The sequence below is a fragment of the Streptomyces sp. NPDC058796 genome (assembly GCF_042745235.1).
Classification (GTDB): domain Bacteria; phylum Actinomycetota; class Actinomycetes; order Streptomycetales; family Streptomycetaceae; genus Streptomyces.
In genome coordinates this window covers 15966-39831 of the sequence record NZ_JBHYOP010000018.1, presented here as the reverse complement: position 1 = coordinate 39831, position 23866 = coordinate 15966, and the positions used below count along the sequence as shown (strand labels likewise).

The following is a 23866-nucleotide window of genomic DNA, read 5'->3' as shown; positions in this document are numbered from 1 at the left end:
CAGCCGTGCGGCACAATCGCACCCGATGAGCACCTACCGCGACTTCACCGCCCCCATCGGCTCCCGCCGCGCCCCGGTCCTGCGCACCGTGGGCACGAGGGAACGCCGCTCGCACCTGACGGCGCCCCGCGTGCCGACGGTCGGCATCGACATCGGCGGCACGAAGGTCATGGCGGGCGTCGTGGACGCCGACGGCAACATCATGGAGATGCTCCGCACGGAGACCCCGGACAAGTCCAAGAGTCCGAAGGTCGTCGAGGACACCATCGTCGAACTGGTCCTGGACCTCTCCGACCGGCACGACGTGCACGCCGTCGGCATCGGCGCGGCCGGCTGGGTCGACGCCGACCGCAACCGCGTCCTGTTCGCCCCCCACCTGTCCTGGCGCAACGAACCGCTGCGCGACCGCATCGCCGGCCGCCTCGCCGTCCCCGTCCTGGTGGACAACGACGCCAACACCGCCGCCTGGGCCGAGTGGCGCTTCGGCGCCGGACGCGGTGAGGACCACCTCGTCATGATCACGCTCGGCACCGGCATCGGCGGCGCGATCCTCGAGGACGGCCAGGTCAAGCGCGGCAAGTACGGCGTCGCCGGTGAGTTCGGGCACATGCAGGTCGTCCCCGGCGGCCACCGCTGCCCGTGCGGCAACCGCGGCTGCTGGGAGCAGTACAGCTCCGGCAACGCCCTGGTCAGGGAGGCCCGCGAGCTGGCCGCCGCCGACTCGCCGGTGGCGTACGGGATCATCGAGCACGTCAAGGGCAGCATCGGCGACATCACCGGCCCGATGATCACCGACCTGGCCCGCGACGGCGACGCCATGTGCGTCGAGCTGCTCCAGGACATCGGCCAGTGGCTCGGCGTCGGCATCGCGAACCTCGCCGCGGCCCTCGACCCGTCCTGCTTCGTGGTCGGCGGCGGGGTCAGCGCCGCCGACGACCTGCTGATCGGACCCGCTCGCGACGCCTTCAAGCGCCAGCTCACCGGCCGCGGCTACCGCCCCGAGGCGCACATCGTCCGCGCCCAGCTCGGGCCCGAGGCGGGCATGGTGGGCGCCGCCGACCTGGCCCGTCTGGTCGCCCGCCGGTTCCGCCGCGCCAAACGGCGCCGGGTGGAGCGCTACGAGCGGTACGAGCGGTACGCGGAGGCCCGCCGCACGGCCCGGGAGTCGCTGTGACGGACTCCCTGCCGCACCAGGCGGGACCCCCGGACGAGCCCGGACCCGGGGGTGAGGACCGCCGGCACATGATCCGCCGCCGGTCGCTCACCCTGCTCATCATCGTGCTCCTCATCGGTATCCCGGCCGGCTACCTCGTGATCTCCGCCAACCAGAGCCGCGACAGCGGGAGGAAGAAGGAGGCGAAGTACGCGGCGACCGGCATGACCCGGGGCTGGCCGTCCAAGCTCCAGCGCCGCGTCTACGAGGTGCCCGTCCCGCTCCCGGCCAACAAGACGGCGTACTACGAGACGAACAACTGGAAGACCAGCCGCCTCTACGTCCAGTTCGAGACGAGCGAGGCAGGTCTCGACGCGTTCCTGGCGGGACTCGGCCTCGACCGGGACGCGCTGAAGAAGGGCAAGATCGCCATCAGCGACCGCGCCCAGCGGGTCACCGGCTGGGACTTCGGCCGGTCCGGCCCCTGGTGGGGCCTGGTCAACGAGCAGCAGAACCCGGCGCCCAGCCAGGACGTCATGGTGAACATGAAGAACCCCGACTATCCGATGGTGTACGTCGTCTCGCGCACGGTGCCCTGACCGGTCCGAGCGTCCGGGTCCCGGCAGCCGCCGGGACCGATTGTCAGACCCCGCCCGTAGAGTCGAAGACATCTGATCCGGTGGACGGGCGGGAGGTGACAGGACGGATGAGCGACGTGGCCGTGGCGGGCACGCCGGTCGCCGGACGAGCCGAGGGGCTCGGGCGGACCGGGCGGCCGGAGGACGCCGTTCCGTTCGTCCCCGTCCGGCTCGCCGCCGTCTTCCTGCCCGCACCGCTCCCGCGGGACGGGCGGATCGCGTTCTGGGACTCCGGCGACGGCTCCGACACCGAGGCGTTCACGTGGTACGGGGCCGGGGACGGGCCCGCCGCCGAAGCGGCCCCCCGGCAGGGTGAGCCGCCGCCCGCCCGGCTCACGGAGCTCACCGTCGTGCGACGGCACGGCGCCGGGGCGCGGCGCAGGACGGCGCCCGCGCTCTCGCTCCCGCTCACCGAGGCCCTCCCCCTGCTGGTGCGGGCCCGGCACGACCCGGCCGCCCACCCCGCCACCGCCTGCTGGGCGGCCGCCGCCCTGCACGCCCTGCGGCTCACCGCGCGCGGCCGTCTGCTGCCCGGCCTGACGCCGACCGGGCACGATGCCTGGCGGGCCGGCCCGCTCGACCCCGACGACGTCGCACACCTGCGGGCGGTCGCCGCGGCCATGCCCCCGGAAGGACACGCGGTCCCGCTGGACGGCCCCGGCCCGATCAGGCTGCCCGAGCCGGAAGCGCTGGTCCGCGCCTTCCTGGACGCGGTCGCCGACACCCTGCCGCGCACCCCTGCCGCGCCCCACGCCTGCGGCCGGCCCTTCGCCGGCCGGGCGGCCCAGCCGATGCCGGGCGCCCACGACTGGGCCGCCGAGGTCGCCGCCGGCATGGACGCGGGCGTGCGGATCTCCCTGCGTCTCGATCTGTCGGCGTACGACCTCTTCGACGGGCACGGTGGCGGCGACGGCGGCGACGGCGGCGCGCGCAACGCCGGGGCGGCGGTCGTGCAGGTGCACAGCCTCGCCGACCCCACCCTCGTCGCCGACGCGGCGGACCTGTGGTCGGGGGCGGCGGACGCGGCGTTCGGTCCCCGCGCGCGCGTGGACGCGGCCCTCGCGGTGCGGCGCGCGGCGCGGGTCTGGCCGCCGCTGGACCGGCTCACCGAGCAGGACGTGCCCGACGTCCTCCCTCTGTCCGAGGAGGAGGTCACCGACCTGCTCGGCGTGGCGGCCGGCCGTCTCTCCGCCGCCGGGGTCGCCGTGCACTGGCCCCGCGACCTCGCCCAGGACCTCACCGCCACCGCCGTGGTCCGGCCCGCGCCCGGCTCGGCGACGGACGGCACCGGCTTCTTCGAGAGCGAGGACCTGCTCCAGTTCCGCTGGCAACTGGCCATCGGCGGCGACCCGCTCACCGAGGCCGAGATGGACGCCCTCGCCGAGGCCCACCGCCCGGTCGTGCGGCTGCGCGACCGCTGGGTCCTGGTCGACCCCGCCCTCGTCCGCCGCGCCCGGGGGCGCGACCTCGGCCTGCTCGACCCGGTCGACGCGCTGTCCGTCGCCCTGACCGGCAGCGCGGAGGCCGACGGCGAGACGGTCGAGGTCGTACCGGTCGGCGCGCTGGCCGCTCTGCGAGACCGCCTCACGGCCGGGGTGAGCCCCGCGGAGCCACCGCCCGGGCTCCACGCCACCCTCCGTGACTACCAGCTGCGCGGCCTGGCCTGGCTCCACCTCATGACATCCCTCGGCCTCGGCGGCTGCCTCGCCGACGACATGGGCCTCGGCAAGACGGTCACCGTCATCGCCCTGCATCTCAAGCGGGACCGCACCTCGCCGACGCTGGTGGTCTGCCCGGCCTCCCTGCTGGGCAACTGGCAGCGGGAGATCAACCGCTTCGCGCCCGGCGTCCCCGTCCGCCGCTTCCACGGACCCGACCGCACCCTGGACGACCTGACCGGTGGTTTCGTCCTCACCACGTACGGCACCATGCGATCGGCGGCGGCGACCCTGGCCGGGCGGCAGTGGGGCATGGTCGTCGCGGACGAGGCGCAGCACGTCAAGAACCCGTACTCCGCGACGGCCAAGGCCCTGCGCACCATCCCGTCCCCCGCCCGCGTGGCGCTCACCGGCACACCGGTGGAGAACAACCTCTCGGAGCTGTGGGCGCTGCTCGACTGGACGACCCCGGGCCTCCTCGGTCCCCTGAAGTCCTTCCGGGCCCGGCACGCCCGCGCGGTGGAGAACGGCGAGGACGAGGAGGCGGTGGACCGCCTCGCCCGTCTGATCCGCCCCTTCCTGCTGCGCCGCAGGAAGTCCGACCCGGGCATCGTCCCGGAGCTGCCGCCGAAGACCGAGACGGACCACCCCGTCCCACTGACCCGCGAACAGGCCGCGCTGTACGAGGCGGTGGTGCGCGAGTCGATGGCCGCCATCGAAGCGGCCGAGGGCATGGGCCGCCGTGGTCTGGTGCTCAAACTCCTCACCGCGCTCAAGCAGATCTGCGACCATCCCGCGCTGTTCCTGAAGGAGGAACACGCGCCGGGCACCTCCGACCACCACCGGCTGACCGCTCGTTCCGGCAAACTCGCCCTCCTGGACGAGCTGCTGGACACGGTGCTCGCGGAGGACGGCTCGGTACTGGTCTTCACCCAGTACGTCGGCATGGCCCGTCTGATCACCTCCCACCTGCTCGCCCGCGCGGTCCCCGTCGACCTGCTGCACGGCGGTACGCCGGTTCCGGAGCGCGAGCGGATGGTGGACCGCTTCCAGAGCGGGGCGACTCCCGTCCTCGTCCTGTCCCTGAAGGCGGCCGGGACCGGTCTCAACCTCACCCGCGCGGGTCACGTCGTGCACTTCGACCGCTGGTGGAACCCGGCCGTCGAGGAGCAGGCCACCGACCGTGCCTACCGCATCGGCCAGACCCAGCCCGTCCAGGTCCACCGACTCATCACCGAGGGCACCGTCGAGGACCGCATCGCCGACATGCTCCGCTCCAAGCGGGCGCTGGCCGACGCGGTGCTGGGCACCGGAGAGGCAGCGCTCACCGAACTGACGGCCCGTGAACTGTCCGACCTGGTGTCCCTGCGGAGGCCGTCATGACCCCCCGCCCCGCCGACGAGGCCCGCCGCGCGCTGCGCGAGGCCCGTGAGCGCGACGAGGAGCCCCGGCCCACCACCGCCGACACGAACACGGATACGAGCACGGGCGCGAACAGGGATACGAACTGGGACCCGAACAGGGACACGGACACCGACGCGGACACCGACGCGGTCGCCGGCACCGGAACGGGCGAGCGCCCGGCGGCCCGCGAGCCGGCCCGGCAGCAGGGCGGGAATTCCCACGCCCAGTCCCAGACCCACCTCCAGCCCGACGCCACGGGAAGCGGGGAGCGCACCGGGCCGCGCCCCGGGGACATCGCACGCGAGGCACTGCGCAACGCCCGCGCCACAGGCGGGACCGCTGGGCCACCCGACGCTGACCCGGACGGCCCGCCGGACCCGCCCGGCAGCCGGAGAACGGAAGCGGGCCGACCCGAAGAGGCGGCCCGGCCCGCCCGGCCGTCCACTGCGGACGCGGCGAGTGCCACCACCCCGGCGGACCGTTCCGACCACGCGGCGGAGAGCCGGCCCGCGGACGCGGCGCGTGAGGCGCTGCGGGCGGCTCGCCGGCAGCCGAGGCCGGACCCGGCGGCCAAGGGGACGGCGACGTCGCGACGGTCGGCCCAACCGGCCCGTGCTCCGCAGCGGACCGGCGGCGCGGACAGCGCCGCCGCCCGTGCCCGTGCCGTACGGGACTTCGCCGCAGGCGCCTTCCGCCTGCCTCCGGAGGCGGACGCCGCGGGGGAGGCCACGCCCCCCTCGCCGTCCGACCCCTCGCCACGACGGCACCCGTCGGCACCGGTCCCGGAGCGCGCCCCGACGGTGCCGGAGGGCCCGCCGCACCGGCCCGCGCACCCGGCCCCGAGCCGGACCCCGCACCGAGAAGTGCACGGTGACGCCCTCCGCACCCCACCCTCCGAGCCGCCCGCGCGGCCCCGCACGCCCCGCTCCATGGCCGCCCCGGACCGGGACGGCGAGCTGCGCCGCACCTTCCCCGCCCTGCCGCCCCGGTCGTCGGCGCAGGACGGCTTCGCCGCGACCTGGTGGGGCAACGCCTGGGTGACCGCTCTGGAGGAGGGCGCCCTGGACACCGCGCGGCTCGCCCGGGGGCGTGGGTACGCCGAGCGGGGCAACGTCGACGCGATCACCGTGACCCCCGGCCTGGTCCTCGCCTACGTGCAAGGCAGCCGTCCCCGGCCGTACCGGGTCCAGGTGCGGCTGCGCACGCTCGGCGACACCGACTGGGAGCGATTCCTGGACGCCGCCGTCGAGCGACCCGGGCACATCGCCGCCCTGCTCGACAAGGAGCTGCCGCACTCCCTGGCCGACTGCGGCGTCCCCCTGCTCCCCGGCCCCGGCGATCTCGCTCCGCAGTGCAGCTGCCCCGACTCCGGGCACCCCTGCAAGCACGCCGCGGCGCTCTGCTACCAGACGGCACGCCTGCTCGACGCCGACCCCTTCGTGCTGCTCCTGCTGCGCGGCCGGGGCGAAAGAACCCTGCTCGACGACCTGTCCCGGAGAAACGCGGCCCGCACCGCACGCGCCGCCCAGGACCGAGGGCCGGCGCCGCTGCCCGGCGTGCGCGCCACCGACGTTCTGGCGGCGCGCACGCCGCCACCGCTCCCGGCGCCGCTGCCTGAGCCCCCGCACCCCGAACAGCCCCCGGCCTACCCCGCGGCCCCGGGCGGTCCGGACCCCTTCGCACTGGACCAGCTGGCCACCGACGCCGCCGCCCGCGCCCACGCCCTGCTCACCACGGGCCGCGACCCGGTCGGCGGGCTGACGCTGTGGCAGGACGCCGTCCGACTCGCCGCGGCCCGCCCCGGCTCCGGCCTCACCGCCGGCACCCGGGCGCTGTACGCGTCCCTCGCCGGAGCCGCCGGCCGGGACACGGCGGAGCTGGCCCGCGCAGTGGCCGCCTGGCGCCAGGGCGGACTCGACGCCCTGGACGTCCTGGAGGAGGCCTGGGACCCGCCGGCCGGCCGCTTCGACCGCGCCCGCCCGCTGCTGCTCGCCGCCGACCTCCCCGCCTTCCGCCCCTGGCGCAACCGCCTCACCCACCCCCAGGGCCACGTCCAGATACGGCTCGGCCGCACCGGGCTGTGGTACGCCTACGAGTCGGAGCCCGGCCGCGACGACTGGTGGCCGCGCGGCACCCCCGACCTCGATCCGGTGGGCGCCCTGACCGGCTTGGGCGCGTCCGGCGACATGTGACCCGCTGCCCGTGGCTCGACCGACGATGCGAGAGGCCCCTCTCGAGCGGGTTGCCGGACGCGTTCGACGCCCGCGTTTCCCCGAGCGGCCAGGGCGTCGAGGTCCTCCCCGTCAGGCCACGGCGCCGATCGAGCGCCCCGCCCACTCAGGAGCCGGTTCGGTCAGCTCCGTGAAGCGGCGCCGGACCGCGTCAGGGAGCTCGGTGGCCCGGCCCGCCTGCTGGTCGACGTGGACCGCGAGCAGCTCCGTCGTCGCCACCGGCGCCGCGTCGGGCGGCGGCTCCGACTCCGGTCCGCAGACCACGTACATCTCGTGCACGAAGCGTGCCTTGCGCGCCGCGGCCCCCAGCACCCGCGTGCGGATGGCCAGACGGGCGCCCTCGGGCACGTCCCGGAGGAAGCGGATGTGGGACTCGACCGTGTAGAGGGAGCAGCCCGTGGACTCGCGGTAGCCGGAGTCCAGGCCCGTCTCGATCATCAGCGCGTCCGTGGCGTGACCGAAGACGAGGACGTAGAAGGCCTCGCTCATGTGGCCGTTGTAGTCGATCCACTCCGGGCGGACCGTGCTGTGGAGCAGAGGGAGCTTCATCATCGCGAGCCCTCCGTACGGTCCAGGCGGCCGGTGGCGCGCAGTACCTCGATGACGCCCCGGTCGCGTTCGGCCACGAGGTCCGCGATGGAGCGGCCGTCCGCCGCCTCGTCGCAGCCCGCCACCACGGCGTCGTACAGATCCTTGTCCAGTTCGGGCGCTTCCAGGCGCGTCCACGGTGACTTCAGGGACGGGCCGAAGTGGTCGAGCATGTGCGCCATGCCGCCCTCGCCGCCCGCGAGCGCGAAGGTCAGCATCGGCCCCATCACCGCCCAGCGCAGCCCGGGACCCTCGGTGATCGACAGGTCGATGTCCCGGACCGTCGCCTCACCGTTCGCGACCATGTGCAGCGCCTCGCGCCACAGGGCCTCCTGGAGACGGTTGGCGATGAAGCCCGGTACCTCGTCGTCCATCGTGATCACGGACTTGCCCGCGGCCTCGTAGAAGCGGGAGGCCCAGGCGACCGCCGTCGCGTCGGTGCGCTCGCCCCCGACGACCTCCACGAGCGGGATGAGATAGGGCGGGTTGAACGGGTGGCCGACGACGAGGCGCGACGGGTCCGCGGCCGCCGTCTGCATGTCGGTCATCGGATACCCGGAGGTGGAGGAGGCGATGACGACGCCGGGTGGTGTCGCCGCGTCCAGGCGGGCCAGCAGGTCGCGCTTGAGGTCGAGTTTCTCGGGCGCGCTCTCCTGGACGAACTCGGCGTCGGCCACGGCCTCTTCGAGGGTGTCGGTCACGGTGAGCCGGTCGGCCGACGCGCCCTCGGCCAGACCGAGCGCGGTGAGCGCCGGCCACGCCGCGTCAACCAGGCGGCGCAGCTTCTGCCCGGCGTCGGGCGCCGGGTCCCAGGCGGTCACGTCGTAGCCGCGCGCCAGGAAGTGGGCGACCCAGCCGCCGCCTATGACTCCCGCGCCGACGCAGGCGACGCGGCGTACGTTCTCCGGCGAGATCATCTCGGATGAGGTCATGAGTGCTGATCCTTCGTCGTCGCTTCGGGCTACTTGCGCGGCTTGAGGCCGAGTGCGGCGCGGGCCTCGTCCGGTGTCGCGACGCGTGCGCCGATCGACTCGGTGATGGTCACGGCCCGCTCGACGAGCTGGGCGTTGGTTGCCTTGTTGCCCTTGCCGAGGTACAGGTTGTCCTCCAGGCCCACGCGGACGTGCCCGCCGAGCAGGATGGACTGCGCGACCCACGGCATCTGCATCCGGCCGAGCGCGAAGCTCGCCCAACGCGCGCCGTCGGGGAGCATGTTGACCATCGACTGGAGCACTCCGGGGTCCGCCGGAGCGCCCCACGGGATGCCCATGCACAGCTGGAACACGGTCGGATCGTCGAGCAGGCCCTCGGCGAGCAGTTGCTTGGCGAACCAGAGCTGACCCGTGTCGAAGATCTCCAGCTCGGGCCGCACACCCAGTTCCTGGATGCGCCGCGCGCCCGCGCGCAGCATGTCGGGCGTCGAGACGTACAGGTTCGAGCCGTCGCCGAAGTTGAGCGAGCCGCAGTCCAGCGTGCAGATGTCGGGCAGCAGGTCCTCGACGTGCGGGAGGCGCTCCAGACCGCTGACGAGGTCGGTGCCGGGGAGGTGGGTCAGCGGGTCGTCCGGGTCGATGACCAGGTCGCCGCCCATGCCGGCGGTGAGGTTGATGACGACGTCGGTGCCGGTCTCCTTGACGCGCTCGACGACCTCCCGGTACAGCTTCGGGTCGCGGGAGGGATCGCCGGTCTGCGGATCGCGTACGTGGATGTGGACGACGGCCGCTCCGGCGGCGGCCGCCTCCACGGCGTTCCTGGCTATCTGCTCCGGGGTGACGGGGACGTGGGGGCTCTTGCGGACGGTGTCACCGGCGCCCGTGAGCGCGCAGGTGATGATGACGTTCTCGGTCATGGGCATGCGGGGGCCTCCCGGAAGGGCAGGGGCGGGTACGGGACTTCGGTGGCCTCTGGCCTACTGAGCCAGGATCGTGTGGTTGACGTGGGCGGTCAGTGCGGCGTGCATCGCGGCCGCGGCCGCGGCGGACGACGGCCCGCTCACCGAGAGGACGTGCGTCGCCAGGCCGTCGATCAGCGCGGTCAGCGTCAGTGCCGCCGCCCGCGGATCGACCCCGGCGCGGAACACGCCCTGTCCGACACCTCGGCGTACGACGTCGGCGACGGTCTCCCGCCACTGCCGGTAGTACTCGGAGTGCAGTCGGCCGACCGTCGTGGAGCGCGCCGCCTCGGCCCACAGGTCGAGCCACACCGCCCACTGGCGGCGCTGCTGCTCGGTGCGCGGCGTCTGCAGCGCGATGAGCTGGCGCAGTTCCTCGGCCGCGTCGTCCGCCTCGGCGAGACGGGCGGCACGCCGCGCGGTGTCCTCGTCCATGCACCAGCGCACGGCCGCCTCCAGCAGCTCCGCGCGGCCGGGGAAGTGGTAGTGGATCGCGGCACTGCTGGTGGCGCAGGCGCGGGCGATGTCGGCGACCCGCACGGCGTGGAAGCCGTGCTCCGCGATCAGCCGGACCGTCTCGCGGACGATCTGCAGCGGCCGCCCGCCCTCGACGCCCGCGGCCGGCGCCGGGTCCTTCTCGCGGGGCCGGGTGCCGAGCAGCCAGCCCGCGTCCACCCTGCCCTCGTCGGCGATCCGTGCCAGCTCCGCGGCCGTGAAGCGGCGGGTACCGCTCAGCGAACGCGAGAGCTTGGACGGATCCATGACGACCCGGCGCGCGAACTCGCGCTGGCTGACACCCGCGGCCGCGATGACCTCGCGTACGCGGCTGGCGGTGGTCGGTGTGCCTTCGAGGGCGTCGTCGGTTTCCACGGGGCACGACCCTAGGCGGGTGTAGCGGAAAACTCAACACGGATGGGTGGTCAATCAGCTGCTGGGCGACGTGATTGAGATGCCTGACTTACGTGTAAGTCAGGCGAGTGACGTCCCTGCGCGGATCCGCCGCACGCCGACGCGATGCCCGGCATCGGGGCCCGCCCCGGACCTCGGTAGGCATCCCCGGATGCCGCAGGACGAGATGGAAGAGGCCAGGGCCGCTCAGCCTCCGACGGGCACACCGGCCGGCCTCGCGACCGCCTTACGCACCTGCCTCGCGCCACTGAGGTCGTGCCAGGCCTTCGACGGCGCGGTCGGGTACGTCCTGCGGGGCACGGGACCGGAGGTCCTGGCCGCCTTGGACGACGTACGGTCCACAACAGCCGGGAAGCTGGTGTCCGCCGGCGGCAACTGGCCGGACGAGTGCGTCGCCGCCGTCGCGGACCTGCCGCCGGGATGGAGCTCCGAGGCCGGCGACGCCGCCCGGCTCGTCGTCTACCGCGACGCACCGGCCGACGTGCTCGCCCGGTTCGGGCACCTGCTGCACGCGATCGCCACCCCCTGACCGGCCGGACGCCACCACCTGGCTCACCACGCTGACGGACAACGTCCTCAAAGCCCCGGGTCCCGGTCCGAGGCGTCCGGCCAGGCACGCACGCGATGGACCCCCGACCTGGTGAGCGAGGTCGCCGGGGCCGGCGGCGCCCCCGGCCGCACGCCCGTGCACACGACCTGACGACGCTGCCGCACATCGACGACGACAGGTACTCGACGCACCGGTACGCGCTCCTGGTCACGGACCCCGACGACTGGGTCCTGCTGGCGCAGTGGGTGGGGTTCCCCATGTCGATCCTGTACTGGACCATCACCCGTCAGGACCTCGCGGCCCGCCGCTTCGACCGGGTCGCCGTCCAGGTGCACGCCAACCCCTGAACACCGCGAACCGCCGGGGACTCCCGGCGTTCCCCGTCCGCCCCTGGACCCTGATAACGGCGCGATAGGACCCCCATATCCGACGCCAGCACAGTGGAGCCCGATCTCGTTTCGAGGTGTCGAATCAACCCTGAGCCCCAGAGGTGAACGCCCATGAGTACGGACCCCAAGTCGGTTGTGCACGGGATTCTGGCCGAGGACCTGGAAGTGGACCCGGCGGAGATCGCGGACGGCGCCCTGCTGCGGGACCTGGAGCTGGACTCGCTGGCCGTGGCCGAGCTGATCGTGCGGATCAAGGAGGAGACCGGCGTGGACCTCGGCGGTGAGGAGACGCGGGTCGCGGATCTCACCGTGGGGGAAGTCGTCTCGCTGGCCGGCGCGGGTCTGGAAGCGGCGTGACCGAGGGGCCCGTCGCCATCACCGGTGCCGGACTGGTGACGCCGGCAGGCACCGACGCCGACTCGACCTGGGAGGCGATGTGTGCCGCCGACTCCCTGGAGAGCGGTGACCCGGAGCCGCTGGCCGGTACCGGAGTCTGGCACAGTCTGCGGGTGCCCGCGCTGCGGCCGGGGCAGCTGACCGGGCGCGGGACCGCCCGTACCGATCCCTTCATCCGGTTCGCCCTGGCGGCGGTGGAGGAGGCGTTGGCCCAGTCGCGGCTCGATCCGGGCAGCTGGGACGGCAGCCGGGTCGGTGTCGTCGTGGGCAGTGCCTTCGGGGGCGTGACCACGCACGACGAGCAGCATCGGCGGATGGAGCGGCAGGGTGCGGGCATGGTCTCGCCGTATCTGCATCCCCGGGCCCTGATCAACATGGCGGCCGGGACCATCGGCGCGCGGTACGGGATCACCGGGCCGGCACACACCGTGGCCGCCGCCTGCGCCTCGGGCGCCTCGGCGTTCGGGCTCGGCAAGACCCTGCTGGACGCCGGTGCGTGCGACACGGTCGTCGCCTGCGGAACGGACGCCGCCGTCACCCCCCTCGTGGTCTCCGGGTTCGCCCGCATGGGCGCGCTGTCGGAGCAGAAGGCGACCGACGCGTCCCGGCCGTTCGCCGCCGACCGCGACGGCTTCGTGATCTCGGAGGGCGCCGCGGCCGTCGTCATGGAGAAGCCGGCCAAGGCGCGCGCCCGGGGCGCGGAGGTGCTGGGGCGGCTGCTGGGCCACGCCGACACCTCCGACGCCCACCACCCGACGGCCCCCCGCCCGGACGGCGCGGGCGCCGCGGCAGCCGTCGAGCAGGCGCTGGCGGCTGCGCGCATGTCGGCGGGGGACGTGACCTCCGTCAACGCGCACGGCACCTCCACCCCGCAGAACGACCGGACGGAGGCCCGGCTCATCGCCCGCCTCTTCCCGCACGGCCCGGCCGTCACCGCGAACAAGGGCCTGCTCGGCCACACCCTCGGCGCGGCCGGCGCCATCGAGGCCGTACTGACCCTGCGCAGCCTGCGCAGCGGCATCCTGCCGCCCATCGCGCACACCGAGCGGGCCGATCCCGGCCTGCCCGAGCTGGACCTGGTCCTCGGCGGCCCCCGCCGGCACGGAGGGAGCGTCGCCGTCAGCACCTCCTTCGGGTTCGGCGGCAGCAACTGCGCCCTGGTGCTGGACGCCGCCTGACCCTCACGTACGCCGCCCCCCCCACAACGCGCGGCCGCACTGCCGGGCCGGCCGGCACCCCGTCGCATCGCCCCGGTCCGAGCGGCCATCCCTGGAGAGTCCATGACGCAACGCGAAGAAGAACTGGCCCGTGTCCTCTCCGGGCCCGAGTTCGCCACCATCCGACCGGACGGCCTGACCCTCCTCGACTACAGCCTGCTGACGCTGCGCCGGGCGCGGCTGCTCAACGGGGCCGGGTTCGCGGCCAACTCCCTCTGGCTGGGGCGTGGTGACAGCGCCCGCTTCCCGGAGTTCCTGCGCACCATGGGCTGGATCGGCGCGTACGACCTGTCCCTGCTCAACGTTCTGGTGTCGCACCAGATCGCCGGTGACGCGCTGCTCAGCCACGCCGGTCCGGAGCAACTGGACTCCTGGGCGGCGGAGATCGACTCGATGGAGCGGATGTACTGCTTCGCAGGCTCCGAACTGCTCGCCGGCTCCGACCTGAAGCAGGTGCGGACCATCGCGGTGTACGACCCGCAGGACCGGTCCCTGGTGCTGAACACCCCCCGGCCGGCCGACAGCAAGGTGTGGACCGGCAACAGCCTGCACACCGGCGACGTGGCCATGGTGCTGAGCCGGCTGGAGGTCGGCGGGCGGGACGAGGGACACCACTGGCTGCGTGTTCCGCTGCGGGCGGACGGTGCGGTGCTGCCCGGCGTGCGCATCGGGCGGGCCGAACCGAAGGGCGGTGTCACCGCCAACCAGACCGGCGTACTGACCTTCACCGACCACCGGCTCCCGCTCTCCGCCCTGATGAACCGCTGGGCGTCGATCGACGGGGAGGGCACCTACCGCTCCCCGCTGCCGCGCCACCGGCGGTTCGAGGAGTGCCTGGCCACCTTCACACACGAGCGGCTCTTTCCCTCGGTGGGCGCGGCGTACGCGCAACTGCTCGCCTGCGCGATCACCACCCGGTTCGCGGCCGTCAAGCAGACCTTCGGCAGGCCGCTGCTCGGCCACGAGCACTACCGCATGCGGCTGTCGGCCGCCGTGGGCCGCTCGCTGGCCGCCCGGCACGCCATGGCGGCGCTGTCGGACCTGGCGGTGGCCCGCAGCGCACACGGCGCGCCGGCCCGCGACCAGGTGCTGCACGCACTGATCTCCTGCGGGAAGTCCGGCTCGACCGGCGACGCCCGGCACACCCTCGCCGAGACCCGGGAGCTGTGCGGCGGGCTCGGCTACCACGACGCGAACCAGATCGCGCCCCTGCTGCACGACTACGAGATCGCCGTCACCTTCGGCGGCGACAACACCGTCCTCGGCTACCAGGCGACCCGGTTCGCCCTGCGCCACCGCGAGGACTTCGACAAGGTGCTCGACGAGGCGGTGGCCGGGGCCGCGCGCCTGGACGCGGCCCGGGTGCTCCGGGCCGTCTGCGACACCCTGCTCGACCGGGTGGAGCGCGACGGAGCGGGCGAGGCCAGCGCGCGGTGGAGCCGTGCCGTCCACCAGACGCTGGCGATCGGCCATTGGGCCCGGCACGCCGCGACCCCGCTGTCCGAGCGGCTGCTCGGGCAGTACGCGGCGGCCTGCGTGCTGGAACACGCGCTGACCGGTCTGCGGGCCGGGATCCTCGGCCAGGACGCGCTCCTCGGCTTCGAGGCGGCCCGCCACGAGGCGGCCGGCGCCTCACTCGACGCCGAGGCGCTGCTGCGGGAACTGGCGGTGCCCGAGGAACTGATCAGCGCGCCCATCGCCCATCCGGACTTCGCCGAACGGCACGCGGCCGCGGCCCACGCCGCAACCGGTCCCGCCCCCGGCGCCGTCCAGGCAGGAGTACGCGCGTGACCGCGACGAACGACCGTGTCGGCGCCGTCGTCACCGGTCTGGGGACCTGCCTGCCGGAGACCGTGGTCACCAACGAGGAGGTCTCCCGGCACCTGGACACCGACCACGCCTGGATCCACAGCCGCACCGGCATCGAACGCCGTCACCGCGTGTCCGCCGGGACCACCACGGGGGACCTCGCCGCGACCGCGGGGGCCGCCGCGCTGAAGTCCGCCGGACGTGACGACTGCGACCTCGTCCTCCTCGCCACCACCACACCGGACCGGCGCTGCCCCGCCACCGCCCCCCGGGTGGCGTCCCGGCTCGGGCTGCGGGCCGCCGCGTTCGACCTGTCCGCCGTCTGCTCCGGCTTCGTGTACGGGCTGTCCGTGGCGGACGCGATGATCACCGCGGGCACCTGTGAGCGGGCTCTGGTCATCGGCGCGGACGTCTACTCCTCGATCGTGGATCCCGGCGACCGGGGCACGGCCGTGGTCTTCGGCGACGGAGCGGGCGCCGTGCTCCTCGAGCGCGGCCGGACCGGCGATCCGGGCGCGGTGCTCCACACAGAACTCGGCAGCGACGGCACCGGCGACGACCTGATCACCATCCCGCCGCAGGGCGAGTACCTCACGATGAGGGGCAGCGACGTCTACGCCCGTGCCGTGACCACCATGACGGAGTCCGCGCGTTCGGCGGCCGCGCGCGCGGGCTGGGACCTGGCGGACGTGGACGCCTTCGTCGGACACCAGGCGAACCTCCGCATCCTCACCTCGGTGGCCAAGCGCCTCGGTCTGCCCCGGGAGCGGGTGGTGTCGAACATCGCGGACGTGGCCAACACGGCGGCCGCCTCCATTCCCCTCGCGCTGGCCGACGCCGCGGCCGGGGGGCGCATCGGCTCCGGGGACCGGTTGCTCCTGACCGCCTTCGGCGGCGGCCTCACCTGGGGTTCCGCCGCCGTCGTCTGGTCGGGCGCCGAACCCGTGCAGGACCAGCGGAGCTGACCGGACCGAGCCCACGAGCAGAAGGGACAACGTGGTGCCGAAGCTGCGGATCGCGGTCGTCGGCGGGGGCATCGGCGGACTCGTCGCCGCCCTCGCCCTCACCCGGAAAGGCCACGAGGTACGCGTCTTCGAGCAGGCGCCGGTACCGAGGGAGACCGGCGTGGGCATGCACCTGGGCCCCAACGGCAGCCGCCTCCTGGAGCGCTGGGGCCTTGGCGAGCGGCTGCGCGCGCTCGGCGTACGGCCCACGGCGATGGAGGTGCGGGACTGGTCGCACGGGGGCACCCTGGTGCGGCAGCCGATGGGGGAGGAGTGGCTGGCCGAGTTCGGGGCGCCGTACTACACGATCCACCGGGCCGACCTGCACACCGTGCTCGCCGAGTCGCTGCCGTCCCGCGTCGTGCGGGCGGGGCACCGGCTCGAACGGTTCACCGAGACCGGGTGCGAGGTCCGGCTGGAGTTCGCCGGCGGCTCCACCGCCGAGGCCGACGTGCTGATCGGCGCGGACGGGGCCCGCTCGCTGGTGCGCCGCACGCTCGCCGGGCCCGACACCGCCGTCTTCTCCGGCCAGAGCGCCTTGCGCGGCATCGTCGCCCGCGATCAGGTGCCCGCCCTGCCCGGCGACACCCTGCTGGTGTGGGCGGGGCCGGACGCCCGCATGCTGGTCTACCCGGTGCGCGGCGGGGAGTTCCTCACCTTCGTGGCCGTCGTGCCCGACCCGCGCCGACGGCTGGAGTCGTGGAGCGCTCGTGGCGAACCGGACGAGCTGGCCGCCCGCTTCGACGGCTGGAACCCCGACGTCAAGTCGCTGGTCGCCGCGGTGCGCGAGACCCGGCGCTGGGCGCTGTACGACCGTGAGCCGCTGGCCCGCTGGAGCAGCGGCGCCGTCACTCTGCTCGGTGACGCCGCCCACCCGATGCTGCCCCACCACGGCCAGGGCGTCAGCCAGGCCGTCGAGGACGCGGCGGTCCTCGCGCACTGCCTGGACGCGCCGGCCCGCGTCGCGTCCTCGTCCGCCGCCCGCCGCGGGCTGATCGCGGACGCGCTGGACGCCTACGACGGCGTCCGCCGTCCGCACACCACCCGCGTCCAGCTCGGCTCCCGCGGCGGCGGCTCGCAGCGGCTGCGGCCCGAGGAGAACGGCGGCGAGTCCACCGGGACGATGTCGTCCCTCGTCCGCGACGTGTCCTGGATCCAGCGGCACGACGCCGAGGCCGGCCTCCCGCCGCTGCCGCCGGCGGCCCACTGAACCCCCTCTCCGAGCTTTCACCCCTGCCCGCGCGAGAGAACCAAGGAGAACCCATGTCGAACGACAACCTCGGCCGGCGACGGCTGATGACCACCACCCTCGGCACCGTCGCGGCCGTCGGCCTCGGCGCCGGCGGCGGCCTCCTGGGCGCCGGTCCGGCGGGTGCCGCCGAGCGGCCGGCCGGTCCGCACCGCGGCCGCGGCGACGACTTCCCCGACGTACCCGGCATGCTCGGTGACCGCCGCGCCAACGAACTCTGGTACATGTTCGACGAGACCACGCTCTACAACGTGGGACCGGAGCTGGAGCAGGCGTTCACCGACATCGAGGCCGCCCTCGGCGACGGCTGGGAGCGGGCCATCTTCGACGCCTGGATGGCGATGGCGGCCACCAGTGACTACCCGCACAACTTCATCGAGTACGTCACCCCCATCAAGGGCCCCCTCGCCGTGCTCTCCAAGGCCCAGCTCGGTGTCTTCGACACCTACTACCGGCCCGGCGGCCGCGGCATCGTCAGCGCCTTCGCGGACTTCGCCCAGGGCGTGCTCTACGACCCCCGCCGGGAGCGCCCGGTGCACACCATGAACGGCAACCCGCCGCCCGGCTACCACATCTGGTTCATCTTCATGCGCTCCATGATGCTGCTGGACATCAACCGCCACCGCTGGGAGCGGATGGCCCCGGTCAACGCGATGGCGTGGGCCCTGCAGACCATCGCCAAGCCCACCCAGATGGAGGTCAAGGAGCCGCTGCCGCGTCAGGTGGTGGTCCGTGAGGCAGTCAAGTGGCTGCCGCGCAGCGTGCGTCAGCTCGACCGCGACTTCCTGTCCTACCCGCTCCCCGAAGGCATGAGCTGACGGACGCCCCGCGCGCGGGGGAGACAGGAGGAGAAACCATGCGTACCGGAATCTGGCTGGTGGGCGCCAGGGGCTCGGTGGCCACGACGACCGTCGTCGGCGCCGCCGCGCTGCGGGCCGGACTGGTGCCGGCCACCGGCTGTGTCAGCACGCTCGAAGCCTTCGACGGCGTGCCGCTGCCCGGCTTCGACGACCTGGTCTTCGGCGGACACGACGTCGTCGGGACGGGCCTGCTCAAACGAGCCGAGCAGCTCGCCGAGGCCGGCGTCGTCCCCCGGGGCCTGCCGGGCGCGCTGACCGCGGAACTGGACGCGGCCGACGCCGAGATCCAAACCGCGCCACCGGAGGCGGACACCGGCGACCAGGCGGCGGCCACCGAGGCGCTCGTCGCCGACCTCACCGGATTCCGGGAACGCCTCGGCCTGGAGCGGGTCGTCGTGGTGAACGTCTCCTCCACGCAGCCGCCCGCCGCGCCGCACCCGGCCCACGCGTCGGCGGCGGCGCTGCGCGAGGCGCTGGCACGTGGTGAACGGCCGCTGCCCGTCAGCTCCCTGTACGCCTACGCGGCGCTGCGGGCCGGATGTGCCTTCGTCGACTTCACTCCGTCGACGGGGGCGCGCCTGCCGGCCCTGGACGAACTCGCCCGGGAACAGGGCCTGCCCTATGCCGGCAGCGACGGCAAGACCGGGGAGACCCTGGTCAAGTCGGTGCTCGCGCCGATGTTCGCCCGCCGGGCCCTGCGGGTGCGCTCCTGGTCCGGTACCAACCTGCTCGGCGGTGGCGACGGCGCGACCCTCGCCGACCCGGAGCGCGTCGTCAGCAAGAGCGCGTCCAAGGGGCTGGTGCTGGAGTCGGAGCTGGGTCATCCCGTGGACGGCGGCGTGCACATCCACCACGTCCCCGACCTGGGGGAGTGGAAGACCGCCTGGGACCACGTGACGTTCGAGGGCTTCCTCGGCGCGCGCATGACCCTCCAGTTCACCTGGCAGGGCTGCGATTCCTCGCTGGCCGCGCCGCTCGTGCTCGACCTGGCCCGGTTCATGGCCCTCGCGCACCGCGGGGGCGTCACCGGGCCGGTGCCGGAGCTGGGTTTCTTCTTCAAGGACCCGGTCGGCAGCACCGAGCACGACCTGGCGGCGCAGTACGCCGACCTGGTCGGCTGGGCGCGCTCGGTGCCCACCGGAACCGGGATTTCCGCTCATGCTCACTCGATACGCGGCCGATAACGACGCCCCATAGCGTCACGAGTGCACACAAAATGACTGCGGACGGAGGCTCAGACAATGGCTGCGAATGCCGCGCGGTCGGCGCCGCGCTACGACGTGACGCTGAACCAGTCGGACGCGGAACTCGTCGAGGAAATAGCCTGGAAACTCGCCACACAGGCGACCGGGCGGCCCGACGACGCCGAATGGGTCGAGGCGGCCAGGAACGCCTGGCACGAATGGCCCGCGACCCTGCGCAAGAAACTCTCCGAGTTCCGCCGGGACTCGGGACCGGACGGCGGCATGCTGCTGCGGGGACTGCCGGTCGACTCCATGGGGCTGCCGCCGACCCCGGCGGTCAACGGCTCCGTGCAGCGCGAACCCTCGCTGGGCGCCGCCGTGCTGCTGACGGTGGCCTGCGGACTGGGCGACCCCGGCGCGTTCCGTCCGGAGAAGAACGGGGCCCTCGTCCAGGACGTCGTCCCCGTTCCGGGGATGGAGGAGTTCCAGGGCAACGCCGGCTCGACCCTGCTGACGTTCCACAACGAGAACGCCTTCCACGACCACCGCCCCGACTTCGTGATGCTGCTGTGCCTGCGGGCCGACCCCACGGGCCGGGCGGGCCTGCGTACCGCCTGCATCCGGCAGGTGCTCCCGCTGCTCTCCGACCGCACCGTGGACGCCCTGTGGGCACCGGAGTTCATCACCGCGCCCCCGCCCTCCTTCAACCTGAGCGGACCCGGCGAGGCCGCCGGCCCCGTCCTCCTCGGCGACCCCTCGGACCCCGACCTCCGGGTGGACCTGGCGGCCACCGAACCCGTCACCGAGCGCGCCGCCGAGGCCCTGCGGGAGCTCCAGGCCCACTTCGACGCCACCGCGACCACCCACCGCCTCGTACCGGGCGAACTGGCGATCGTCGACAACCGCGTCACCGTCCACGGCCGCACCGAGTTCACCCCCCGCTACGACGGCACCGACCGCTGGCTCCAGCGCACCTTCGTGCTGACCGACCTGCGCCGCTCCCGCGCGATGCGCCCGGCCGACGGCTACGTGCTCGGAGACGCGCCACAGCCCGCCTGACCGGCGAAGCCCCAGCAGTGAAACAGGAGTAGGAGTCCGATGACGAGCACGCAGACCAGGGAGCGACCGCCCGCTCCGGACGCCGGGGCGAAGAGCGTGCCGGAACCCGGGCCACCGGCCCCGCCCGCCCGGAAGGTCGGACTGCGCTCCCTGTTCCCGTATCTCCAGGGCTACTGGCCGACGCTGGGGATCGTCGCGGTGCTCTCGCTGGTGGTGACCCTGCTCACCCTCAGCCAGCCGGTGCTCACCCGCGACGTGCTCACCGAAATCGAGGCGGACCGGCCGGTGGGCCGGCTGGTCGCCCTGCTCATCGGCGTCCTCATCGTCGTCGCCGTGCTCGGCGGGGTCCGCGACTACCTGCTCCAGCGGGCCGCCGAGGGGCTGGTCCTGACCGCCCGCCGCCGGCTGGTGGCCCGGCTGCTGCGGCTGCCCATCACCGAGTACGACCGGCGCCGGACCGGCGACATGCTCTCCCGGGTCGGCGCCGACACCACGATGCTGCGCGCGGTGGTCACCTCCGGCCTGTTCGACACCGTGACCAACGTCGTCATGGTCGGCGGCTCCGCGGTCATGATGTGCCTGATCGACCCCACCCTGTTCGCGGCCACCGCCCTCGGCCTGGGCATCGGCGTCCTCGCCGTGGTCGGGCTCTCCCGCAGGGTGCGCGGGGCCTCCCGCGACGCCCAGGACCGCATCGGGGAGATGACGTCCGCCGTGGAGCGCGCCATCTCCGCCGTCCGCACGATCCGCGCCAGCGGCGCCGAGGAACGCGAGGGGCACGCCGTCGACGGCTACGCCCAGGAGGCGTACCGCGCGGGCATGCGCATCGCCCGGCTCCAGGCGATGATCAACCCGATCACGTCGACCACCATCCAGGTGGCCTTCCTCGTGGTCCTCGGCCTGGGCGGCGCCCGGGTGGCCAGCGGCGCCATCCAGGTCGGCGACATGGTCGCGTTCGTCCTGTTCCTGTTCATGCTCTGGTTCCCGCTCGGCCGCGCGCTGACCGCCTACTCCCGGCTCCAGTCCGGACTCGGCGCCCTCCAGCGCATCGAGGAGATGGTGGACCTGCCGCAGGAGACCGACAGCGCCGCCGCCGGGACGCTGACGGTGCGGGAGCGGACCCGGCCCGAACCCGCGGCCGGTGCCGGACGGCCGCCAGCGATCGAGTTCGACCGGGTCAGCTTCGGCTACGACAACGGCGAGACGGTCCTGCGGAACGTGTCCCTCACCGTCCCCCGCGGCACCCGCACCGCCCTGGTCGGTCCCTCCGGAGCGGGCAAGTCCACCCTGCTGTCCCTGGTGGAACGCTTCTACGACGCCACCTCGGGCGTGGTGCGGGTCGGCGGCACGGACGTACGCGACCTGCCGCGCCGAGACCTGCGCCGGCGCCTCGGCTACGTGGAGCAGTCGGCGCCGGTCCTCGCCGGCACCGTCCGCGACAACCTGTCCCTCGCCGCGCCCGACGCCAGCGACGACGACATGCGCGAGGTGCTGCGCTCGGTCAATCTCCTGGGCGTCATCGAGCGGGCGCCGCTCGGCCTGGACACCGAGGTCGGCGAGGGCGGCGTCCTGCTGTCCGGCGGCGAACGGCAGCGGCTCGCCCTGGCCCGCACCTTCCTCGCCGCGCCGCCGATCATGCTGCTCGACGAGGCGACCAGCAACCTCGACGCCCGCAACGAGGCCCTGATGCGGGAGGCCATCGGCACCGTCACCGCCGACCGGACGCTGCTCGTGGTCGCCCACCGGCTCTCCACCGTCGTGGACAGCGACCAGATCGTCGTCCTGGAACACGGCGAGGTCGTCGCCGCGGGCCGCCACGAGGAACTGACCGGCACCAGCCCCCTCTACCGGGAGCTGGCCAGCCACCAGCTGCTCATCCAGTAACCCCCACGCGAAGGGGCCTCCCGGTGACTTCACCGGGAGGCCCCTTCGCGTGTGCCGTGTGCCGGTCAGCCGGCCGTCGCCAGGCACTGCCGGACACGGTGCCGGGTCAGCTCCCAGGCGGCGTCGAGCCGTACCGCCCGGGCCCGCGAGGCGTCGTCGGTGAAACGCTGGTGGGCACGGCGCTCGCGGTACAGCAGCAGCGTCAGGTTCACCAGGAACGGCATCATCCCGTCCCGCTCGTCGGCACGTTCGGCCACCGCCACCTCGATCCGCGCCCGGGCGCCGGGCACGTCCCCGAGCAGCATCCAGAGCTGGGCGAGGTCGAGGCAGGGCAGGTACAGGGCGCTGCTCGCCCAGTCGATCAGCACCTCCCGGCCCCGGCTGCGGACCACGTTGGCGAGCACCAGGTCGCCGTGGCCGAACTCGCGCGGCGGTCCGGACAGTTCCAGGAGCCTGAGGAGCGACGTCCAGTGCTCGTCGTCGAAGACGCCCTGGGCGCGCACGCCGTCCAGCATCCCCCGGTAGTCCACCGACCAGCCCTCGGCCTGCGCGGGCCGCCAGTGCCGCAGGCGCTCCACGGCCGCCAGCACCCCGGCCAGATCCCTGGCGGAGACGGGCGTGACCGGGAACCGGTCCGGCGCCAGCACCTCCCCGGCGAGCCGCTCCATGACCAGCACGGCGCGCTCCTTGTCGGAGGCGAACCGCCGCGGCACGGGCACCGGCGGGGGCACCGCGTCGAACAGGTCGTACGTGTCGATCTCGCGCAGGCACTGGCGCCGCCAGTCGGGTGTGCGCACCTTGGCCAGCGCCTCCACGCCGTCCAGGGTGCCCCCGACCACCAGGGAGGTGCGGCTGCGGTAGACGACCTCACCGGGGGCGAAGCCGGGGCACACCTCCAGAGCCAGCCCGACGAGGTGCCGGTCGGCGGGCGTCAGGGCGGCCTCTGACTCGGTCTTCAACGCGTTCTCCTTCACCGGCGCAGGAATTCGACGAGACTCTTGTTCACCGCGTCCGGTGACTCGAGGTATCCGTAGTGCCCGCAGTCGGGCACCAGCTCGTACTCGGCGCCGGGGATCGCGTCGGCGACCTCCCGGCCCAGGTGGGGCGGGGCGATCAGGTCGTCCTGGAAGGCGATGACCCGGGTGGCGGCCCGGATGCCGCGGTAGGCCTCGCGCCGGTCGGGCATCACGCCCACCCCGAGCTGGGCCCGGTGCCCCGCCCCGGAGACCCGGGTCAGCTCCAGCACGTCGAGCCAGTCGCGGGCCTGCCGGTCGTCGTCGAGGGTGCGGGGCGAGAGGTTCTGCATGGCCTGGACGACCGCCTCGTAGGCGGCGGGCAGCCGGACCCCCTGGTCGTACAGTTCCATCTCCGCCCGGCACAGCGCGTCGCGCAGGGCGTCCGGGCGGGCCCGGGTCGCCATCAGCACCAGCCGGTCGACGAGGTCGGGCCGGGTCAGTGCCAGCTCCTGGGCGATGTGAGCGCCCATGGAGATGCCCGCCACCTGGCAGGGGCCGAGGCGCAGTTCCTCGATGAGGGCCGCGGTGTCGGCGACCAGGTCGTCGATGCCGAAGCCCTCGGGGCACTCCTCGCTGGGGGCGATGCCCCGGTTGTCGAAGCTGATCACCCGGAAGCCGGCGGCGACCAGGGCGGGCACCTGGTGCAGGTGCCAGGCCCGGCCGCTGCCGCCCGAGCCCATGACGAGCAGCACGGCGGGCGCCGAGCGCTCACCCCCGGGCGGCGCGCTGTCGTAGTAGTTGATCCTGATGTCGTTGACGGTGATGACAGGCATGGCG

The 23866-nt window shown here is 74.0% G+C and carries 21 protein-coding genes; 15 read left to right on the top strand and 6 right to left on the bottom strand.

All coding sequences use genetic code 11. The features are described 5' to 3' along the window. Nucleotides 1-25 precede the first annotated feature (25 nt). The 4 genes from ACFW47_RS32590 (at nucleotide 26) to ACFW47_RS32575 (ending at nucleotide 7045) form a co-directional block, all read left to right on the top strand. Entirely contained in the window at nucleotides 26-1174 is a 1149-nt protein-coding gene (locus ACFW47_RS32590) for an ROK family glucokinase (RefSeq protein ID WP_386276296.1), read from the top strand. After that, entirely contained in the window at nucleotides 1171-1752 is a 582-nt protein-coding gene (locus tag ACFW47_RS32585; protein WP_386276294.1) for a sugar kinase, read from the top strand. Before ACFW47_RS32590 ends, ACFW47_RS32585 begins: the two co-directional genes overlap by 4 nt. A gap of 107 nt (nucleotides 1753-1859) precedes the next feature. Next, nucleotides 1860-4832 carry a DEAD/DEAH box helicase gene (locus ACFW47_RS32580; RefSeq protein WP_386307973.1) on the top strand — a complete coding sequence of 991 codons (2973 nt, stop codon included), beginning with the start codon at nucleotides 1860-1862 and terminating at the stop codon, nucleotides 4830-4832. Further along, entirely contained in the window at nucleotides 4829-7045 is a 2217-nt protein-coding gene (locus ACFW47_RS32575; protein WP_386307972.1) for an SWIM zinc finger family protein, read from the top strand. Before ACFW47_RS32580 ends, ACFW47_RS32575 begins: the two co-directional genes overlap by 4 nt. A gap of 111 nt (nucleotides 7046-7156) precedes the next feature. On the opposite strand, the gene ACFW47_RS32570 is transcribed toward ACFW47_RS32575, so the two are convergent. From ACFW47_RS32570 to ACFW47_RS32555, 4 genes are read right to left on the bottom strand one after another with little or no spacing between them, the layout of a single operon-like run. Continuing rightward, the gene (locus tag ACFW47_RS32570; RefSeq protein WP_386276291.1) at nucleotides 7157-7636 is read right to left on the bottom strand and encodes a thioesterase family protein; all 480 of its coding nucleotides are present in this window, start codon (nucleotides 7634-7636) and stop codon (nucleotides 7157-7159) included. Beyond that, nucleotides 7633-8589, bottom strand: coding sequence for a 3-hydroxyacyl-CoA dehydrogenase NAD-binding domain-containing protein (locus tag ACFW47_RS32565; protein WP_386308011.1), 957 nt, complete (start codon nucleotides 8587-8589; stop codon nucleotides 7633-7635). The genes ACFW47_RS32570 and ACFW47_RS32565 overlap by 4 nt, the downstream gene beginning before the upstream one ends. A gap of 44 nt (nucleotides 8590-8633) precedes the next feature. After that, nucleotides 8634-9527, bottom strand: coding sequence for a 3-keto-5-aminohexanoate cleavage protein (locus ACFW47_RS32560; RefSeq protein WP_386276290.1), 894 nt, complete (start codon nucleotides 9525-9527; stop codon nucleotides 8634-8636). A 54-nt stretch (nucleotides 9528-9581) separates the two neighbouring features. Next, complete coding sequence (locus ACFW47_RS32555) at nucleotides 9582-10433, bottom strand: TetR family transcriptional regulator C-terminal domain-containing protein (RefSeq protein ID WP_386307970.1); 852 nt, start codon at nucleotides 10431-10433, stop codon at nucleotides 9582-9584. A gap of 190 nt (nucleotides 10434-10623) precedes the next feature. Here ACFW47_RS32555 and ACFW47_RS32550 point away from each other — a divergent pair, with 190 nt between their 5' ends. The 11 genes from ACFW47_RS32550 to ACFW47_RS32500 all read left to right on the top strand — a co-directional run bounded on the left by ACFW47_RS32550 (nucleotide 10624) and on the right by ACFW47_RS32500 (nucleotide 22073). Continuing rightward, nucleotides 10624-11001, top strand: coding sequence for a hypothetical protein (locus tag ACFW47_RS32550; protein ID WP_386307968.1), 378 nt, complete (start codon nucleotides 10624-10626; stop codon nucleotides 10999-11001). Nucleotides 11002-11096: 95 nt separating this feature from the next. Further along, nucleotides 11097-11369, top strand: coding sequence for a hypothetical protein (locus ACFW47_RS32545; protein ID WP_386307967.1), 273 nt, complete (start codon nucleotides 11097-11099; stop codon nucleotides 11367-11369). A 153-nt stretch (nucleotides 11370-11522) separates the two neighbouring features. After that, nucleotides 11523-11768 (top strand): acyl carrier protein, encoded by a 246-nt coding sequence (locus ACFW47_RS32540; RefSeq protein WP_107479429.1) that lies wholly within the window; start codon nucleotides 11523-11525, stop codon nucleotides 11766-11768. Then, complete coding sequence (locus tag ACFW47_RS32535) at nucleotides 11765-12985, top strand: beta-ketoacyl-[acyl-carrier-protein] synthase family protein (protein ID WP_386307965.1); 1221 nt, start codon at nucleotides 11765-11767, stop codon at nucleotides 12983-12985. The genes ACFW47_RS32540 and ACFW47_RS32535 overlap by 4 nt, the downstream gene beginning before the upstream one ends. 102 nt (nucleotides 12986-13087) lie before the next feature. Next, a complete protein-coding gene (locus ACFW47_RS32530; RefSeq protein WP_386307964.1) occupies nucleotides 13088-14815 on the top strand; it encodes an acyl-CoA dehydrogenase family protein in 1728 nt (575 codons plus the stop codon). After that, nucleotides 14812-15798, top strand: a complete 987-nt coding sequence (locus ACFW47_RS32525) for a beta-ketoacyl-ACP synthase III (protein ID WP_386276283.1) — start codon at nucleotides 14812-14814, stop codon at nucleotides 15796-15798. The genes ACFW47_RS32530 and ACFW47_RS32525 overlap by 4 nt, the downstream gene beginning before the upstream one ends. A gap of 31 nt (nucleotides 15799-15829) precedes the next feature. After that, the gene (locus tag ACFW47_RS32520; protein WP_386307962.1) at nucleotides 15830-17047 is read left to right on the top strand and encodes an FAD-dependent monooxygenase; all 1218 of its coding nucleotides are present in this window, start codon (nucleotides 15830-15832) and stop codon (nucleotides 17045-17047) included. Between the two features lie 53 nt (nucleotides 17048-17100). Beyond that, nucleotides 17101-17904: a hypothetical protein gene (locus tag ACFW47_RS32515; protein ID WP_386276281.1), complete on the top strand. Its 804-nt coding sequence runs from the start codon at nucleotides 17101-17103 to the stop codon at nucleotides 17902-17904. A gap of 38 nt (nucleotides 17905-17942) precedes the next feature. Continuing rightward, a complete protein-coding gene (locus ACFW47_RS32510) occupies nucleotides 17943-19130 on the top strand; it encodes an inositol-3-phosphate synthase (RefSeq protein ID WP_386276280.1) in 1188 nt (395 codons plus the stop codon). Between the two features lie 57 nt (nucleotides 19131-19187). After that, nucleotides 19188-20189, top strand: a complete 1002-nt coding sequence (locus ACFW47_RS32505; RefSeq protein WP_386276279.1) for a TauD/TfdA family dioxygenase — start codon at nucleotides 19188-19190, stop codon at nucleotides 20187-20189. A 39-nt stretch (nucleotides 20190-20228) separates the two neighbouring features. Further along, nucleotides 20229-22073, top strand: a complete 1845-nt coding sequence (locus tag ACFW47_RS32500) for an ABC transporter ATP-binding protein (RefSeq protein WP_386307960.1) — start codon at nucleotides 20229-20231, stop codon at nucleotides 22071-22073. 65 nt (nucleotides 22074-22138) lie between these two features. Here ACFW47_RS32500 and hasP read toward each other — a convergent pair whose 3' ends face one another. Both hasP and ACFW47_RS32490 read right to left on the bottom strand, forming a co-directional pair. Continuing rightward, nucleotides 22139-23032, bottom strand: a complete 894-nt coding sequence (gene hasP, locus ACFW47_RS32495; RefSeq protein WP_386307958.1) for a 3-hydroxyasparagine phosphotransferase — start codon at nucleotides 23030-23032, stop codon at nucleotides 22139-22141. A gap of 11 nt (nucleotides 23033-23043) precedes the next feature. Further along, the gene (locus ACFW47_RS32490; protein ID WP_386307956.1) at nucleotides 23044-23862 is read right to left on the bottom strand and encodes an alpha/beta fold hydrolase; all 819 of its coding nucleotides are present in this window, start codon (nucleotides 23860-23862) and stop codon (nucleotides 23044-23046) included. Nucleotides 23863-23866: the final 4 nt, after the last annotated feature.

Excerpts from the sequence above, each read along its gene's own strand:
- ACFW47_RS32530 (WP_386307964.1), top strand. The coding sequence starts at position 13,088 with ATGACGCAACGCGAAGAAGAACTGGCCCGTGTCCTCTCCGGGCCCGAG.
- ACFW47_RS32570 (WP_386276291.1), bottom strand. The coding sequence starts at position 7,636 with ATGATGAAGCTCCCTCTGCTCCACAGCACGGTCCGCCCGGAGTGGATC.
- ACFW47_RS32565 (WP_386308011.1), bottom strand. The coding sequence starts at position 8,589 with ATGATCTCGCCGGAGAACGTACGCCGCGTCGCCTGCGTCGGCGCGGGA.
- ACFW47_RS32490 (WP_386307956.1), bottom strand. The coding sequence starts at position 23,862 with ATGCCTGTCATCACCGTCAACGACATCAGGATCAACTACTACGACAGC.
- ACFW47_RS32545 (WP_386307967.1), top strand. The coding sequence starts at position 11,097 with ATGGACCCCCGACCTGGTGAGCGAGGTCGCCGGGGCCGGCGGCGCCCC.
- ACFW47_RS32540 (WP_107479429.1), top strand. The coding sequence starts at position 11,523 with ATGAGTACGGACCCCAAGTCGGTTGTGCACGGGATTCTGGCCGAGGAC.
- ACFW47_RS32550 (WP_386307968.1), top strand. The coding sequence starts at position 10,624 with ATGCCGCAGGACGAGATGGAAGAGGCCAGGGCCGCTCAGCCTCCGACG.
- ACFW47_RS32580 (WP_386307973.1), top strand. The coding sequence starts at position 1,860 with ATGAGCGACGTGGCCGTGGCGGGCACGCCGGTCGCCGGACGAGCCGAG.
- ACFW47_RS32510 (WP_386276280.1), top strand. The coding sequence starts at position 17,943 with ATGCGTACCGGAATCTGGCTGGTGGGCGCCAGGGGCTCGGTGGCCACG.
- ACFW47_RS32560 (WP_386276290.1), bottom strand. The coding sequence starts at position 9,527 with ATGCCCATGACCGAGAACGTCATCATCACCTGCGCGCTCACGGGCGCC.
- ACFW47_RS32575 (WP_386307972.1), top strand. The coding sequence starts at position 4,829 with ATGACCCCCCGCCCCGCCGACGAGGCCCGCCGCGCGCTGCGCGAGGCC.
- ACFW47_RS32505 (WP_386276279.1), top strand. The coding sequence starts at position 19,188 with ATGGCTGCGAATGCCGCGCGGTCGGCGCCGCGCTACGACGTGACGCTG.
- ACFW47_RS32590 (WP_386276296.1), top strand. The coding sequence starts at position 26 with ATGAGCACCTACCGCGACTTCACCGCCCCCATCGGCTCCCGCCGCGCC.
- ACFW47_RS32515 (WP_386276281.1), top strand. The coding sequence starts at position 17,101 with ATGTCGAACGACAACCTCGGCCGGCGACGGCTGATGACCACCACCCTC.
- ACFW47_RS32500 (WP_386307960.1), top strand. The coding sequence starts at position 20,229 with ATGACGAGCACGCAGACCAGGGAGCGACCGCCCGCTCCGGACGCCGGG.